Annotated in this window: 12 protein-coding genes and 1 pseudogene; 1 reads left to right on the top strand and 12 read right to left on the bottom strand. The window is 40.9% G+C overall.

Annotation, left to right across the window (positions count from 1 at the left end):
• Window positions 1-349: 349 nt before the first annotated feature.
• The 7 genes from MHZ92_RS07795 to MHZ92_RS07765 form a co-directional block, all read right to left on the bottom strand.
• On the bottom strand, window positions 350-847 hold the full coding sequence (locus tag MHZ92_RS07795) for a hypothetical protein (RefSeq protein ID WP_239431104.1): 498 nt from the start codon (window positions 845-847) through the stop codon (window positions 350-352).
• Between the two features lie 98 nt (window positions 848-945).
• Window positions 946-1,842, bottom strand: a complete 897-nt coding sequence (locus MHZ92_RS07790; protein ID WP_239431103.1) for an HNH endonuclease — start codon at window positions 1,840-1,842, stop codon at window positions 946-948.
• Window positions 1,843-2,451: 609 nt separating this feature from the next.
• A complete protein-coding gene (locus tag MHZ92_RS07785; protein ID WP_239431102.1) occupies window positions 2,452-2,835 on the bottom strand; it encodes a VOC family protein in 384 nt (127 codons plus the stop codon).
• Window positions 2,836-3,188: 353 nt separating this feature from the next.
• Window positions 3,189-3,893, bottom strand: a complete 705-nt coding sequence (gene nadD / locus MHZ92_RS07780) for a nicotinate (nicotinamide) nucleotide adenylyltransferase (protein WP_239431101.1) — start codon at window positions 3,891-3,893, stop codon at window positions 3,189-3,191.
• A 16-nt stretch (window positions 3,894-3,909) separates the two neighbouring features.
• Window positions 3,910-5,376: a nicotinate phosphoribosyltransferase gene (locus MHZ92_RS07775; RefSeq protein ID WP_239431100.1), complete on the bottom strand. Its 1,467-nt coding sequence runs from the start codon at window positions 5,374-5,376 to the stop codon at window positions 3,910-3,912.
• A gap of 65 nt (window positions 5,377-5,441) precedes the next feature.
• Window positions 5,442-6,347, bottom strand: a complete 906-nt coding sequence (locus MHZ92_RS07770; protein WP_239431099.1) for a hypothetical protein — start codon at window positions 6,345-6,347, stop codon at window positions 5,442-5,444.
• A gap of 116 nt (window positions 6,348-6,463) precedes the next feature.
• A complete protein-coding gene (locus MHZ92_RS07765) occupies window positions 6,464-7,273 on the bottom strand; it encodes an NUDIX domain-containing protein (protein WP_239431098.1) in 810 nt (269 codons plus the stop codon).
• Window positions 7,274-7,555: 282 nt separating this feature from the next.
• Between MHZ92_RS07765 and MHZ92_RS07760 the strand changes: the two genes are divergently transcribed.
• The gene (locus MHZ92_RS07760) at window positions 7,556-10,084 is read left to right on the top strand and encodes an S-layer homology domain-containing protein (protein WP_239431097.1); all 2,529 of its coding nucleotides are present in this window, start codon (window positions 7,556-7,558) and stop codon (window positions 10,082-10,084) included.
• 511 nt (window positions 10,085-10,595) lie between these two features.
• On the opposite strand, the gene leuD is transcribed toward MHZ92_RS07760, so the two are convergent.
• The 5 genes and pseudogenes from leuD to MHZ92_RS07735 form a co-directional block, all read right to left on the bottom strand.
• Window positions 10,596-11,219 (bottom strand): 3-isopropylmalate dehydratase small subunit, encoded by a 624-nt coding sequence (leuD, locus tag MHZ92_RS07755; RefSeq protein WP_239431096.1) that lies wholly within the window; start codon window positions 11,217-11,219, stop codon window positions 10,596-10,598.
• 1 nt (window position 11,220) lies between these two features.
• Window positions 11,221-12,684 carry a 3-isopropylmalate dehydratase large subunit gene (leuC, locus tag MHZ92_RS07750; protein WP_239431095.1) on the bottom strand — a complete coding sequence of 488 codons (1,464 nt, stop codon included), beginning with the start codon at window positions 12,682-12,684 and terminating at the stop codon, window positions 11,221-11,223.
• A gap of 119 nt (window positions 12,685-12,803) precedes the next feature.
• Window positions 12,804-13,724 (bottom strand): annotated as a pseudogene (locus tag MHZ92_RS07745) (hydroxymethylglutaryl-CoA lyase).
• Window positions 13,721-14,368 (bottom strand): flavin reductase family protein, encoded by a 648-nt coding sequence (locus tag MHZ92_RS07740; protein WP_239431094.1) that lies wholly within the window; start codon window positions 14,366-14,368, stop codon window positions 13,721-13,723. The pseudogene MHZ92_RS07745 and the gene MHZ92_RS07740 overlap by 4 nt, the downstream one beginning before the upstream one ends.
• 72 nt (window positions 14,369-14,440) lie before the next feature.
• Window positions 14,441-15,631: a CaiB/BaiF CoA transferase family protein gene (locus tag MHZ92_RS07735; protein WP_239431093.1), complete on the bottom strand. Its 1,191-nt coding sequence runs from the start codon at window positions 15,629-15,631 to the stop codon at window positions 14,441-14,443.
• Between the last annotated feature and the right edge of the window lie 134 nt (window positions 15,632-15,765).

Raw genomic sequence — 15,765 nt, 5'->3', positions numbered from 1 at the left:
GCAGTACTTTTCTCTATAAATCCCAATCTTCTTACCCCTGCTAATCTATCTATTATCGCCACGCCTTCTATTGACTATTATACTAGCAAATTAGATAATATCGTAGGAAAGGAGGATAGCTATCGCGATGTAATCTACTTGGATACGAATGGAAATCACAAGTATGATTACGGGGAGTTAGTTCTTGAAGTTGTAATTAAGGAAATTATGATGGAATAAACGAGCAATATCCTCCAAGGTGACTAATGCACGTTATAAAGTCATTCTATTTTTCCGACAAAATAAAAGACCACTCAAATGAGTGATCAATCAACGTGTCCATGCCTTTCATACCTCTATGAGCATTCCTTTACAATCTATAAACTTCATGTTCTAGCTCATCTAATTTACTCGTCCATCGTAACCCCGATACTTCGGGGAATAAATCGCGGTAAGAACCCCAATTCAATATATGAATATCTTGCAAACTCTCGTGTGGAATATTCGATAGGTTTTGGGAATTATAGGCTGGCTTATGGACGTAAATCAACAATTTCTCAGCCAAATCAATTTCAATCGACCAGTCAATTTCCTCCGGTGTTTGTTCTCCCATCAAGCGCCCTGCATAAATCAAATGTCGGTTGGAGTCGTTCGTATTCCACCAATTCTCCTGTGAAATCCTTTTACCAATCGTTTGCATATCGGCTTTACCAATATACAGCAATACATTGCTACCATATACGGGATGTTTCCCATAGACTTGGTAGATTCCATAGTCCGTTTCCTCATTCATTAATGCCCTTAAATTCTCCAATGTATAAGGGCCTTCCCAGTCAATATGGATCAGTTTCATATGTTGGTACTCCAAAACCTAGCCTCCTATTAAACAGATTGTGAACGTTTCTTTCTGCTGTTTAGAATTATTTTAGTATAGTCAGTACTGATGAATCTCTTCCCAGACACTACTCACCGAAACTCCGAACCCCCACCCCATATCGACCTTCCCCCAGTATGACCAGTCAACCCATGCTCCTCTTCCTTCACTAGTTGCAATCTCCCTGGCTCTTCATGGTGATGCCAGTCATAGCCTTCTGGAGTTACAGAGGATTGAAGTTTTTGGATATCCTGCTCGGCGAATCCGAGCTCAACTGCTAGTGACGGATTTTGTTGGATTGCTTCGTAGAGTTGCATGTTGGCGATTCCGAAATGCACATTGTCTGACATAAGGTAGGCTTCTTGAGGCAGTACTGCATCGAATTGAGAGTCAAAGACAGGGAAGACTCCTTCTACTACTGTCCCGTCGTTATGGATTGAGACATTCTTTTCGAATTGAACATTTGTGACTTCGTGAACGGATCCATCCAAGTGTCCGTTTCGGCTTAGCAGCTCTTCCGCTTGTACTGTGTTTTGGTCTGTCACCATTTCGAAAACACTTACACCAAGTGCACCGACGGCCGCCACCTTCCCGACCTTTTTAGCCCCTTCCACTAATAGCTCCTTGTCCTGTAATGCAGCTCCCTTGAATGTTTGTCCTAAAGCTGATCCTGTGTATGCTAGCCCGCCCCCAATTCCCTTCGCGGTATTCACGGAGGAAGTTTTGATGTCATTCCAGCCCTCACTCATTCTTCCCGGATCCTTCGTCACCGTTCCGTATAGTCCGTTTACTGCACCATCCGCAAAGTGAGCTGTATTCGCGATGACATGGCGTGAAGAATCCACTACGCTGTTGCCTACATCTTTTAGATAATCGCCAGTCTTCGGAAACTTGGTGGACACAAGGGCACTCGCGACATTCACGCCTCCCTTAGCAATCCCACCGCCAATTTGGTTGATCCCCTTTCCAACAGTACGGAATAGCTTCATATTGGCATCCCCCTAGTCCATATAAACCACAACACAATTTATTACCATTATACCACTACCACCATTATCGATTACAATGCTTTCCAAGTAATCAGTTTATGTCGCCTCATAACTTGGAACTTTTAAATATCTTTACTCAATAGTACCTCTTGCAAGACTTTGCCCTATATAAAGAGTGAATGGACTGTTCACTAGAGAAAGGGAAATGACAATGATTAGGGAATGTGTAGAATTAATTTCAGCGTTGGAAAATGAGGTAATTCGGTAAGACACAACAGTTGAGCTTCGCGCTATCCGTACACTCGTTAAACTGCGGATCAATCAAAAAGTCTACTCATTCGATCCCGTAGTCGGTGGCTCGGAGCCAATATATACACCATTTTGCCCTTTGATGAACAACCTCAAATAAATCACTAATTTCAGCAATAAAAATCGAATGGAGGCAACCAAATGTAGAAATGGTTGCCTCCATTTAATACTGATTTATTGCACGATTCCACATAAATAGAAGGATGCCTGCTTGCTAAACAGTTTGGTCTGATTGTGATAAATAAAGCTAATCGAAAATGGTTGACTTCATTAATTTTTGACCCTTATACACGTTTGTACTTAACTGATACAAGTACAAATCATTATGATATTGCCATCAGGATCTTTAAAAGAAAACTCTGCCAAATCGGGATGAACAATAATTTCCGTTATTATCTCTGCACCCATTTTAGTGACATGGTTATATGCTGCGTTAATGTCGGAAGCACTTAGGTTAAAGAGTGGCTGATTTGATGGAATAAATCTATAATCTTCCTCAAAACAATGGTTGTCAAGCGTGATCCCAGGACGTCCGTCACCCATATCTAAAGTGTATACAGGTCCAATATTATTCCCCTCTCTTACTTGCAAACCAAGCAAATCACTATACCATTGTATTGAACGTTCTAAATCCGATACATGAACAAAAATCGTATCAACCCTATTTTCAATTGGTTTAAACAAGTTAGCACCTCCATCGATTTGATAATAGATAATTCTATATTATTATCAATAATTCCTGCTCGTAACTATTTCCGATTAATATAAAGTTTGGTCTTTCCCCTCTATATAGAGGGGAAAGGGGGAATCAAACTAAACGGATGCCTCTGAATTTCTTCTACACTTAGTTAACTAGATAAAAAGTCCCGTTTTGGTGATAACTTCTACTATTCAATAGATAACTCAACAGTTTCGATAGATAACTCACCAAATTCAATAGATAATCCTCTCGATTCAATAGATAAAAAAAAACAGCAAGCCAACCAGTCCCAAAACCGATCGACTCACTGTCTCACATGTTGCAGCAGTCTGTTTACTCATCGTAAGATTTCCCTATACAGTTGGTTTTCCTTAATATACTCATAACAAGCTCCCGGCAAGAGGTATTGCGGTTCTCCCCCTAATGCGAATTCCTCCCGGATGTACGTGGAGCTGATCTCCATCGCCAGTCCTTTATCTAGGAGCTGGAAACGTCCGTCATCATGGTTCCTCAATAGCGGTGACTTTGAAATTGTCGCCAAGATGTCGATTCCATTCCGTGCCATGACGATGAATTTGTTTTCACTTATTAATTCTTCAGCCCATTTCCATTTTCCTTCCCCGATATCCACCAGCAAATCGGCACCCATAATGAATTGAAGGTCAGCACCAGGGAAAACTTCCTTGAAGTAGCGCATTGTATAATAGGTGTATTGATTCCCTGGCAACACGTTCAATTCATAATCATCCAAGATAAACTTCGGATTCTTCTCAATCGCCAATTTCAACATTTCAACACGATGTACATCATCCGTCTGCAGCTTTTTGTCCAAGCGTTTGCTCGATGACGGAAGAAAGATGACGAAGTCCAGATCCTTACGGTGAGCGACCGTAGAGGCGGTCCAAAGGTGGACGTTGGTCACAGGATCGAAAGATGACCCATAAATTCCTATTTTAACTCCATCTGCAAATAGCTTTTCAATGTCTTTTCCTGGATTCAATGTTGTAAGTTGTTTTTTACTGTTCGGCGCCTGTCTTGACATTCGACTCTCCCCCAAATCAATTATGCAGATCTGCAATTTTCTCCTTGACCTTTTGAATGCTCGCCATTTTATTGTCCCAACACCGTTGACTCAAATCCACAGGATACTCTTCCGGATTCAGTGTACGCTTATACTCACTCCATAATAGTCCTATGCTCTCTTTTGCATACCTCTGAATCTGTTCGATGGTTGGAGATTCATACACCAGTTTTCCGTCAATGAAAATATCATGGAGCAATTCCACCGCTTTGAAATTTGTTACGAACTTTGAGATGAATGTATGTGTCGGGTGAAACATTCGTAGTCTTTCCTCTTCTTGCGGTCGTTCATCAATCATCGCGATATAGTCGCCTTCCGCATGTTGATTGACTGTATTCACGATACGGTATACCTTCTTCAAACCCGGAGTAGAAACCTTCTCTGGATTTCCGGAAATTTTTATCGTATCCACCATTCGCCCATTTTCATCTTCGATAGCGACCATTTTATAAACCGCTCCTAGTGCGGGCTGGTCAAATGCGGTAATCACTTTTGTTCCGACACCCCAAACGTCGATTCGAGCTCCCTGCAACTTGAGATTCAGGATTGTGTCTTCATCCAAGTCATTCGAAGCGATGATTTTCGCATTCCGAAACCCGGCAGCATCGAGCATTTTTCTCGCTTCTTTCGATAGATATGCCATATCCCCACTATCTAAACGAATCCCGACGAAATTAATCTGATCCCCTAATTCCTTCGCCACTTTTATCGCATTTGGGACACCCGATTTCAAGGTGTCATACGTATCCACTAAGAAGATGCAATCCCTATGTCGACGTGCATATTTACGGAAAGCCTGATAGTCGTCTTGATACGTCTGCACCATCGAATGAGCATGCGTACCTGCCACTGGTATTCTGAACATTTTTCCGGCCCGTACATTGCTCGTGGCGGAGAATCCGCCGATGTACGCAGCCCTTGTTCCCCAAACGGCAGCATCAAATTCATGCGCCCGTCTTGTTCCGAACTCGATCGCTTGTTGCTCCCCTACAACTTGTTTGATGCGCGCCGCCTTTGTAGCAATCAAGGTTTGGTAATTGACGATGTTCAACAATGCGGTCTCGATTAATTGGGCTTCCGCTAAGTTTGCTTCGACTTGGAGAATCGGTTCATTGGCGAAAACAACTTCCCCTTCCTTCATCGATCGAATTGTCCCGGTAAAGCGAACAGTTTTCAAGTAGCCCAAGAAGTCCTCTTCATACCCTACCACCTCACGTAAATAGTCAATATCGCTATCCGAGAAACGGTATGTTTTTACATAGTCGATAATTTTCTCCAATCCGGCAAAAACACCAAAGCCGGCACCGAAAGGAAGTTTTCTAAAATACAACTCGAAGACCGCTTTCCTCTCGTGAATCCCATCTTCCCAATACGTTTCGGCCATATTGATTTGATAAAGATCTGTGTGAAGCGCAAACCCATCATCTTGATAATTCATATCCATTCCCCCAATTTGAAATTTGAATCTGGAAGGCGGAAAGTGATTCCGCCCTCCAACCGTTGAGCGTTTTACAGCTTCAATTCACTTGAATCGACAACCTGTATCCCATAGTTCTTTTGAAGTTCGCTTATTTCCTGTTCTGTACTGTCTTCAAACCCTTGTATCGAACTCATGCAATCCTTCAGTAAATAGATGTTTGAAGTCAATTCAACGTCTGTTTTGTAGTAATCAACAATCTGTTTCACAGATTCTAATACACAATGGGATTTTGCCTCGCCGCCGATGATAATTTTTTGATAGCCCTTTAAAGACTCCAAGAACTCATAATTCGCCATGTCTGTTTTGGAATATTCCGGTTTAACAATACCGTACATTTCGCTCAAAGGGTCCTGCCCCTTAAAGATTTTAATGATTTCAGTCTGACGAACCATCGAATGGAAATGGATGATGTTCGAGAATTGTCCTTCGAGAGCAGCACCAAATGTGCCAGCTAGACAATGATACGGCCAGATAATCAATTGCTTTTTCCCGACCTTCTCCAACTGTTCGATGTACTCTTTACTCTCTTCTGGTTGTTGCGTCGCTCTCCATTTGCCATTTTCCACATCAACTCGAGTAATTACCGTGAATGGTGCAGGGTGATTGCCATCTTTATCGATCCACCATGACGAGTGAAAAATTTGTTCAATGTCGTGAGCATCCATCGACACACATATGCTGGTGATTTTTTTCAGATTGTCATAGATGAAACGCGTCATGTTCTCCACGTCTATGTGCGAATTCGGGACAGCAAGTTCCCCGTTTTCCAGGAAATCGTTTTGGACATCAATGCCAATGAACAATACCTTTTCCTTATCTTCCGAAGACGGAGCAATGCGTTCCTTACTTGCCAAGACCGCCAATTCATTCATTTTCTTCGGGTTGTGGCCTCCAATCAAACGAACGTCCACGATTTCCTCAAATTTGCTTTTCATTTTCAATACACTCCTTTTAATAGATAACAATTTCATATTTGTTAATTGTTTTACATAAAGATGCAGAGCAATACGTTGTGTTCTTTCCTTATAGCGCATCGCTCTTTACTCACCTATTATCTCCATATGGACGGAGTCACATCTACATCTTTGAAACAATACAATTTGGATGGTCTTCTCGTATCCGCATTCGGTTCCGTCTTTTTAGGTTCATTGTTGTGATCAAGTGCTTCTGTGATAAATGGAAGTGTTGGCGCTTTCCGAAAGAAGCCCGGCTTATTTTTCACAACAGGATCATCTACGAAGGCAAGCAAAACCTGTCTAAGTTCTTCCATCTTGAATTCCTTTGGAAGGAAATATTTCACCACAGTGGTTTGCAATACATCCCTTTCCACCGCACGTACAGCATCCTTGATAATAACATGATGGTCAAACGCCAATTCCAATTGAAACACTTCATCCAGCGTAAACAGCCGAACTTCAGCCGCGTCATCAGAAGCCATCCTTTTTTCGAGATATGTTTCCGGAACAATCGCATAATGTGCGTTCGAAAGAATCCATCCCCGTTTATCTCTGCCATACTTGTCATAGACGCCGAAATGTTTCACTTCGATGCCTTCTACACCTGTCTCTTCTTTCAATTCCCGTTGTGCTGCCTCATATGCAGTTTCATCTCTTTGGATGAACCCCCCTGGCAATGCCCATTTGTTACCTTCGATATTCGGTTGCCCATCCGAGTCTATACCTGCCCGTTTGATGAGCATCAATGCCAATGAATATGCCGACCGACTTTTCCCGTTATGAAAAGGTTCTTCATTTGGAAGCAACGTGAAAACCGCAATGTCGCTTGTGTATCCATCTGGGGTGATGTACTTTCCTGAATCGTAATATTGTAATGCTTCTTCTTCAGTTCGATAGATTTTCAATTGACGATCTCCTTTCTCTTTTAACTCTATTCTATTAACGATTATCTACTTGTTAATTATAGTATGCTGCATTTTTATTTTTGTGCATGATTTTCAAAATCCTAGTTGATTAATGATTTTCTCACTATTGATAATGACAATTTCAGGTACAGGTACTCGATTTCTACTGAATAGTTGTACTAGTCCGTCAAAAGTCTTATACTATAAAAGTAGAAAGGTATTCTATTTTTTGGATACGACAACATATATAGGTAGTGGGACACATTCTAAAGGGGGATTAAAATGAAAAAATTACATTCTAAGAAATTATTCAAAGCGACGTTAGCGACAACAGTTGCTGCAGGGGCGATTGTTGCAGCTACTCCGGTAAATATCGAAGCCGCTACGCGAGGGTTTGCCGATGTCAAGGATATCCCAAGCCATCACTTTTATGAAGCCGTTATGGATTTGTCTTCAAGGGGCATTATTGGTGGGTATCCAGATGGTACTTTCAAACCAAGTCAAAATATTAGTCGGCAGCACGCTGCAAAGTTTTTGGCTCTATCTTTAGGGTTGGATACAGTGAATGTCAAGGATCCAGGATTTAAAGATGTTAGCAAAAAGAATCCCTACTACGGTGCTATTGCGGCGCTGGTTGAAGCGGGGATCATTTCAGGTTATGCGGATAACACCTTCAAACCTAATGATAATCTGACAAGAACACAGATGGCAAAAATGCTAGTGCTTGGGTTCAAATTCAAATCCAAAGATCCTCAGCGCAACCCGTTTAGTGATATCGATGCCAGCAAATGGGATAAAAGCTTCGTCCAAGTATTGTATGCTAATGAAATTACAACTGGGACCTCACCGACGACATTCTCGCCTAATGCCTTTGTAACACGTGGGCAGTTGGCTTCCTTCATTTATAGAAGTGAAGCTGCAACTAAGTCACAACCAACGCCTGAACGACAACCGGAGCCTGAAGCGGTCGATCGTAACCAGCTAGCTGTAGACGCGGCATACTTTCAAGTGACAGGCGGTACATTAGAGATTCCATATGGCAACAATGCAACGGACGAGCAGAAATTAGCCGCTGTCCAAACTTATGCCACTTCCCTCATTACTGAACAAGGTGTTGTCGCAAAGGTTGCCAAGGGTAAAAAGGCGGGGCTTTATGTGGTCACCTTGACAAAAGGTGGCGCGAAAATAGATAAAACAATCGCCATGACATTCGAAACAAAAGCAGGCACTCATTATATTAAGGAAGTAAAAACGCTGAACGCTAAACAAATTGAAGTGACGTTTGCAACCCCTATTTCAAAGTCAACAGTCTTGGATGGCCGGAACGTCGTACAAAATATTTCTGTCACAACAAACACTGGGACGACTGTGAGTCCTGGACAACTTACAGGTGTTTTATCTTCCGACGGGAAAACATTAACAATTACAGCAAGTGGGTCCTTTATTGGGGAATATACATTGACAGCAACGGATGCTATTAAATCTTCGACAAATGAACCACTCGATAAGTATTCGGAAACCTTTAAAGCATATGACACGACTGCTCCTAGACTGGTGTCCAGTTCTGCCTCGGCAAAAACATCGACAACTTCGTTCTCACTGTTTTTCGATGAACCTGTGAATGCTGCGGGCGCTACTGCTTATGTCAACAATACGCTCGCAACAGTCACAAACAATCCGACGGATCCAAATCGGCTAGATGTCACAGTACGCACACCGGTTCGAGCAGGCACGACTGCAAGGATTTCCGTAACAAATGTGAAAGACTACAATAACAATTTAACATCTCCAAACCCGGTAGAAACGTCCGTAACTGTTGCAGTCGACACGAACGCCCCAACGGTGACCGATGTAAAAGTCACAGCCAACAACAGAATCGAATTGACGTACGATAAAGAGATGGATATCTCTTCATTCACAGGGAACGCGCGAATTGTCCATTCAAATGGCACGACTACTCAGCTTACTGCAACGTCTGGCGGGAATTCCAGAACTGTGATCTTATCGGGGGCGTCATCGATTTACAATAACATGTACAATGCCACACTTTTTGTCGACGCTGGTGTTAAAGACATTTATGGCTATAGTGCCGACCTGTATTCAACTAACTTGAATTTCAATTATGACACAATCGCGCCCGCATTATCATCGGTCGAATGGAGAGATGGCATAATCATTGCGAATTTCACAGAAGATATTGCGCTTGGGACAAATAATGTCATCTATCTCGTCAATCAACAGACAAGTGACTCCACGCCAATTTACTTGAACTATTACAGCGGGGCGAACACATCAATTTACTCCAATACATTAACAATCTATCATGCTTTACCAAACGGGACGTATCAGCTAACTATCCCGGAAAACACGGTTGTCGATAAAGCACCGATTCCTAATCCGAATGTGTGGGCAACAGAAACATTTACGGTTCAGAATTTCGTATGGGATACAACTCCCCCGGTAGTTTACTGGATCACAAGTGGCGGTGAATCAGGTTATTCACAAACGCAAACCGTTTCTTTTACAGTGTTTGACGACAACAGTGGTGTGAATCTAAATACCGTGCAAGATATTTCTAACTATAAATGGGATGGCCATCCACTACCGTCAGGTTCTTCTGTATCCATATCAATCACGCCTGGGACGACTGATAAAGTTACATCTGTTGCCGTAACAATCCATGTACCAACGGCAAGCATCGCGACAACTAAAACCGCAATGTTTACAGTGAACAATATTCAGGATAACAGCGGAAACTGGAATACGCATACTGAAGGTGAAGTGACATTTTATAGTATCAATCAAAATTAATCTAAATTCGCTTTAACTATAAGGTTTGGACAAGAATGTAGATTGAGATAAATAAGATGAGGGTATCCGCATAAAACAAGTTTCATTGTTTTACGGCGGGCACCCTTTTTGGTGTACTATGACTGTGAATGACCTGGAAAGTGACTTCGGCACTTCCAATCCTGATGAAACAAGAGCCATAGGATGTTAAAGAAGAGGCTTGTAGATCCGTGTTAGGTGTGGAATGCAAACTTACGGAGACTGTGGTCAATGGTTTCTATGGCAATAGAAAAAGCACCTCCTTCAAGTTGATCTATTGTTCATACCAGAAGATGCTTTTAAAAATATGCGTTGTTTGATTGGGGGCTTACGTTTTAATGTTTATTTTTTTGAGTTGGACTAGACAACAAATCTGACACAAAGAAGACGAAGACACACATCAATTTCCGATCGATTTCTTACGTCAGTAACAATACATTATAATTATTTACTTTTATTTCATCTAAATAGAGTGTACTTTTCATTAGAGGACTTACAGTTTGAGTTTTATTTCCTTATAGCAGGGCGTTAACCAGTTTGCTCTTTTTTCCTCGAACTGTTTGATGTGATCTTCTTTCCCGTAGGTTATACTGATTTCGTCAAGACCTTCGAGCAACATTTTTCGATGGTATGGGTCGATGTCGAAGCTAAGAATCTTGTTGCTTTCGGTAATAATAGTTTGATTTGAGAGATTGACTGTTAATTGTGTTCCTTCTGCTGCAATCTCAAATAATTCTTGTATGATCTCAGCAGGTTGCGTAATGAGTAGCAACCCGTTTTTAAACGAATTATTATAGAAAATATCGGCAAAAGAACAAGCAATAATAACTTTGAATCCATAATCAATTAATGCCCAAACCGCATGCTCACGAGAAGAACCTGAGCCAAAGTTATCCTTGGCTAATAAAATGTTTGCACTTTGATAGAGTGGACTGTTTAAGACAAAGTCATTGTTTACCTCTCCTGTATCCTTGAATCGCCAATTATAGAATAAGTACTTTCCAAATCCCGTTTGATCATTTATTTTAAGAAATTCCTTTGGGACAATAGCGTCTGTATCAACATTCGAACGATTAAGCGGTACCACATAGCCTTGGTGAGTTTTAAATGGTTCCATCTTAATTCTCCTTTACCGAATCATATTTCCTAATGTCTACAAAGTATCCTTTTAGCGCAGCTGCCGCAGCCATGGGCGGGCTCACTAAATGTGTACGTCCTCCGCGACCTTGACGTCCTTCAAAGTTTCTATTAGAAGTAGATGCACATCGTTCCCCAGGTAATAAGTAATCTGGATTCATCCCTAAACACATACTACATCCAGGTTCTCTCCATTCGAATCCAGCATTGATAAATATCTTGTCTAACCCTTCAGCTTCAGCTTGTTCTTTTACACGATGTGATCCAGGAACAACCAATGCTGTAACTGTAGAAACCACTTTATCATTACTTAACTTAACAATATCTGCTGCGGCTCTTAAATCTTCTATTCTTGAATTCGTGCAAGAACCTATGAAGACTTTATCAATCGCAATATCCATGATAGACATACCGGCTTTTAATCCCATATAATCTAATGCATTCTGAGCAGACTTTTGCTCTATTTCAGTTTTGAAACTGGTTGGATCTGGTATATTTTCTGTTACTTCTACGACCATGTCAGGAGTTGTCCCCCAGGTGACGAATGGGGAGAATTCGCTAATATCAACAATCAGTTCGCGGTCATAACACGCATCTATGTCTGGTATTAGCTGTTGCCAATCTGCAAGAGCTATAGCCCAACCCTCTCCTTTTGGAGCATATTGACGGCCTTCAAGGTATTTAAAAGTTTTATTATCTGGTGCAAACAACCCTGCGCGGGCTCCTGCCTCAATTGCCATATTACAGATCGTCATGCGTTCCTCAATCGATAAGTCTGACGCTGCTTCACCTGTAAATTCAAACACAAAACCAGTGCCACCTGCATTTCCAATGCGCTTAATGATTCCAAGTACAATATCTTTTGCTGTTAAGCTTTTTGGTCGCTTACCCTTTAATTCAATGCGCATTGTTTTAGGTTTTATTAGTGGTATTGTTTGAGTCGCAAGAACATGTTCAAGTTCACTTGACCCAATACCGAACCCGAAAGCACCAAAAGCTCCATGGGTAGATGTGTGACTATCACCACACACAATTGTTTTTCCTGGGGTGGTTAACCCTAACTCAGGTCCTATAACATGGACAATCCCTTGGTTTTTACTTGATAAATCAAATAGTTCAATATTGAAATCATGGCAGTTAGTAATTAATTGGTCAATCTGTTCTTTTGCAAGCATATCAGTTATTGGCTTTGAACGATCTGTGGTTGGGACGTTATGATCAATGGTTGCAAAGGTTAAATCAGGACGACGTACCTTTCTGTCACTAATCCGTAGTCTTTCAAATGCTTGTGGAGAAGTTACTTCATGGATTAAATGTAAGTCAACATAAAGTAAAGAAGGTTCTCCTTCTTTTTCATATATAACATGTGATTCCCAAATTTTATCAAAGAGCGTTTTACCCATCGATTTCCCTCCATTTTTATCAGTTTTCATTTTCTTTGACATCTGTATTAAATAAGGAAGTTATTTTCAAAGGGCTAGGTGCATTGTTTCATTATCCACTGTATATATTCTTGGAATTTCAGTGATTGGTTTGGGTTAGTTACAATAAATTCATTCGTTTATTATATTGCCCAGTTAGGGATTGGATGTAAATCAGAAACCTTTCCCGCCTTGATTACTTGCCCCGGAACATCGTGCCCGACGATTCCCGGTAAATCTCTGGCTATAGATAACAACCCGTCTAAATCAACATTAGTGCTATGCCCCATCATATGAAGCATGTGGACGAGATCCTCTGTGCAAATGTTACCTGTAGCGCCAGTTGCAAATGGACAACCACCTAATCCACCCAGAGATGAATCGTAGCGATCGACCCCTGCTCGAATTCCTGCTAAGACGTTCGCTAACCCCATTCCCCGGGTATTATGGAAATGTAATGTTAATTCTAGTTAAGGCCACGTCTCTCTTACTTTTGTAAGTAATGATTCAACTTGTGTTGGATTCGCCATTCCTGTGGTATCAGCCAGTGTTACACTCATCACACCACGCTCAAGGTATCCTTCAATAATTGAAAAAAGCTTTTTCTTACTTATATCACCTTCGTACGGACAGCCGAACGAGGTTGCGATAGAACCATTTAACCGTAATACTGTTCCTCTAATTAAAGAAGAGATGTTGGTAAGCTCCCTTAATGACTGTTCGATTGTTTTTCTAGTGTTTGCTAAATTATGAGTTTCGCTTGCAGACATTACAAAGTTGATTTCGTCGATGTCCCTGGAAAGAGCAATTTCTGCACCACGAGTGTTTGGGACTAGGCAAACATATGTGACACTAGGATCTCTTTCAATTGCGGCAACGACATTGATAGCATCTCTTAACATCGGTACAACTCTTGGAGAGACGAAGGAGCTCACTTCAATGCGACTTAAACCAATTTTTGACAACGTATTCAGAAGCCCAATTTTCTCTTCTGTCGGAATAAACCTCTCTTCAATTTGAAATCCGTCCCTCGTTACGACCTCCTGGATATGAATTGCTTTCATTTAATTTCCCTCATGCTATCAACCGATTTCGGTAACATTTCTTTGGAATTATCATCTGGTAACGAGAAAATCTTATCCACTAATGAGTAGTTTCCAGCTAAACGGCCAATTGGAGCAAGTTTGGCTAAATTAATTCTCCCTTTCTCGTAAAGCTCATCATTAACATGATAGCGAACAACGCGCCCTAGAACGAGATGATCCTCACCAAGCTTTATAACGTCATGCAAGATACATTCCATACTAATTGGTGATTCCTCAACACGTGGCGACTTGACTATCTCACTCTCACCTGGTGTCAATCCTGTATATTCAAACTCATTTACATCACTTGGAAAATTTTCTGAGCTGCGGTGCATTTCATTTCTTAGCGTTGCAGGTGTAATGTTTATAACAAACTCCTTTTGCTCAAGAATATTTACTAGCGTATCTTTAGTAGTTCCTTCTCTCTCGCCAACTCCGGGACCTATAGAAATGGATAGAATTGGAGGTTTTCTAGATGCTACTGAAAAGAAGCTAAATGGTGCCAAGTTTGGGGTACCGTCACTAGATATTGTGGATACCCATGCAATCGGCCTTGGTACAACTGCACCAATCAAGAGCTTGTATGTGTCTTTTGTATTTAAATCATCTGGATTTATAATCATTGTTTACTTCCTCTCAAATGAGTTTTTAATATATAAGTAGGTTTCAATAATTATCACCTAACAATCACATAACTAAATTTTTCTGTTATCCTTCAATTTTTTGATTTGGCTTTCACTTAGACCTAATAACTCTTTAAACACCTCATTATTGTGTTGCCCAAGTGCTGGACCTGCCCATTCTGTCCCTCCGGGAGTTATACTAAGCTTTGGAATAATGCCCGGCATTTTTAGTTTTCCATATCCTTCGACGTCTACCTCTTCTATCATCTTCCTATATAGAAAATGTTGGTCCTTAAACATATCGGCAACGTTATAAATTGGACCTGATGGGATTCCATGATCTTCGAGTTTCATTAAAATATCTTTCAATTCAAATTGGCTTGTCCATTTCTCGATTTCTCCATCTAAGTATTCAGCCCTTTCAGAACGTCCTTTATTTGTTTGAAATCTTTCATCATCAGATAAATCTTTACGATTCATCGCTTCACACAATCGTTTAAAAATACTATCACCATTTGCACCAATTACAGCGTATTTACCATCTTTTGAAAGGTAAATATTTGATGGTGTAATTCCTGGCAATGTACTCCCGGTTCTTTCTCTAATCAGTTGAGAATGATCGTACTCAGGTACCATACTTTCCATTAAACTAAATATGGCTTCGTATAAAGCGACATCTACTATTTGACCTTCTCCATTCAGATCCCGGTGCCGTAGTGCCATAAGAGCACCGATTACTCCATATAGGGCAGCAACAGAATCCCCTAGGCTTATTCCTACTCTTGTAGGAGGCAATTCAGGATATCCAGTAAGGGCACGAATACCCCCCATTGCCTCTCCAATGCTTCCAAACCCAGGTTTATTATGGTAAGGTCCATCTTGTCCGTAACCTGAAATTCTGACGAAAATTATGCCCGGATTTAATTCCTTTAGATCCTCATAGCCAATTCCCCATTTCTCCAAGGTACCTGGACGGAAATTTTCGACAACAATATCTACTTCTTTAGCAATGTTTCGGATTAATTCTTGTCCTTCAGAAGACTTTAAATCCAACGTAATACATTTTTTATTTCTTGATTGGACATACCACCAAAGCGATGTCCCCTCATGAAGAACTCTCCAGTTCCTAATAGGATCTCCTTTTTCAGGCGGTTCTACTTTAATTACTTCAGCTCCAAATTCAGCCATTAACCTCGATGCAAATGGGCCTGCAATCAAACTGCCCAATTCTAATACTTTGATTCCTTCAAGTGGTTTACTCATCAGTTTCCTCCATTCCATTTGCCTCGCGAGAATTGTTTATTGTTTATTGTTTACTGTTGACAGTTAGTAATCAAAAAAAATTGCATCGTTGTCTTTACACTGTTAAGTCAATCCATAAGTTAACAAAAATACAC

Source organism: Sporosarcina sp. ACRSL (genome assembly GCF_022346605.1).
GTDB lineage: Bacteria > Bacillota > Bacilli > Bacillales_A > Planococcaceae > Sporosarcina.
This window is presented reverse-complemented; position numbering and strand designations above follow the sequence as displayed.

What these genes read in the sequence shown, in the direction of transcription:
- MHZ92_RS07790 (WP_239431103.1), bottom strand. Translation starts at nt 1,842, where the DNA reads ATGAAGCTATTCCGTACTGTTGGAAAGGGGATCAACCAAATTGGCGGT.
- nadD (WP_239431101.1), bottom strand. Translation starts at nt 3,893, where the DNA reads ATGTCAAGACAGGCGCCGAACAGTAAAAAACAACTTACAACATTGAAT.
- MHZ92_RS07775 (WP_239431100.1), bottom strand. Translation starts at nt 5,376, where the DNA reads ATGGATATGAATTATCAAGATGATGGGTTTGCGCTTCACACAGATCTT.
- MHZ92_RS07770 (WP_239431099.1), bottom strand. Translation starts at nt 6,347, where the DNA reads ATGAAAAGCAAATTTGAGGAAATCGTGGACGTTCGTTTGATTGGAGGC.
- MHZ92_RS07760 (WP_239431097.1), top strand. Translation starts at nt 7,556, where the DNA reads ATGAAAAAATTACATTCTAAGAAATTATTCAAAGCGACGTTAGCGACA.
- leuD (WP_239431096.1), bottom strand. Translation starts at nt 11,219, where the DNA reads ATGGAACCATTTAAAACTCACCAAGGCTATGTGGTACCGCTTAATCGT.
- leuC (WP_239431095.1), bottom strand. Translation starts at nt 12,684, where the DNA reads ATGTCAAAGAAAATGAAAACTGATAAAAATGGAGGGAAATCGATGGGT.
- MHZ92_RS07740 (WP_239431094.1), bottom strand. Translation starts at nt 14,368, where the DNA reads ATGATTATAAATCCAGATGATTTAAATACAAAAGACACATACAAGCTC.
- MHZ92_RS07735 (WP_239431093.1), bottom strand. Translation starts at nt 15,631, where the DNA reads ATGAGTAAACCACTTGAAGGAATCAAAGTATTAGAATTGGGCAGTTTG.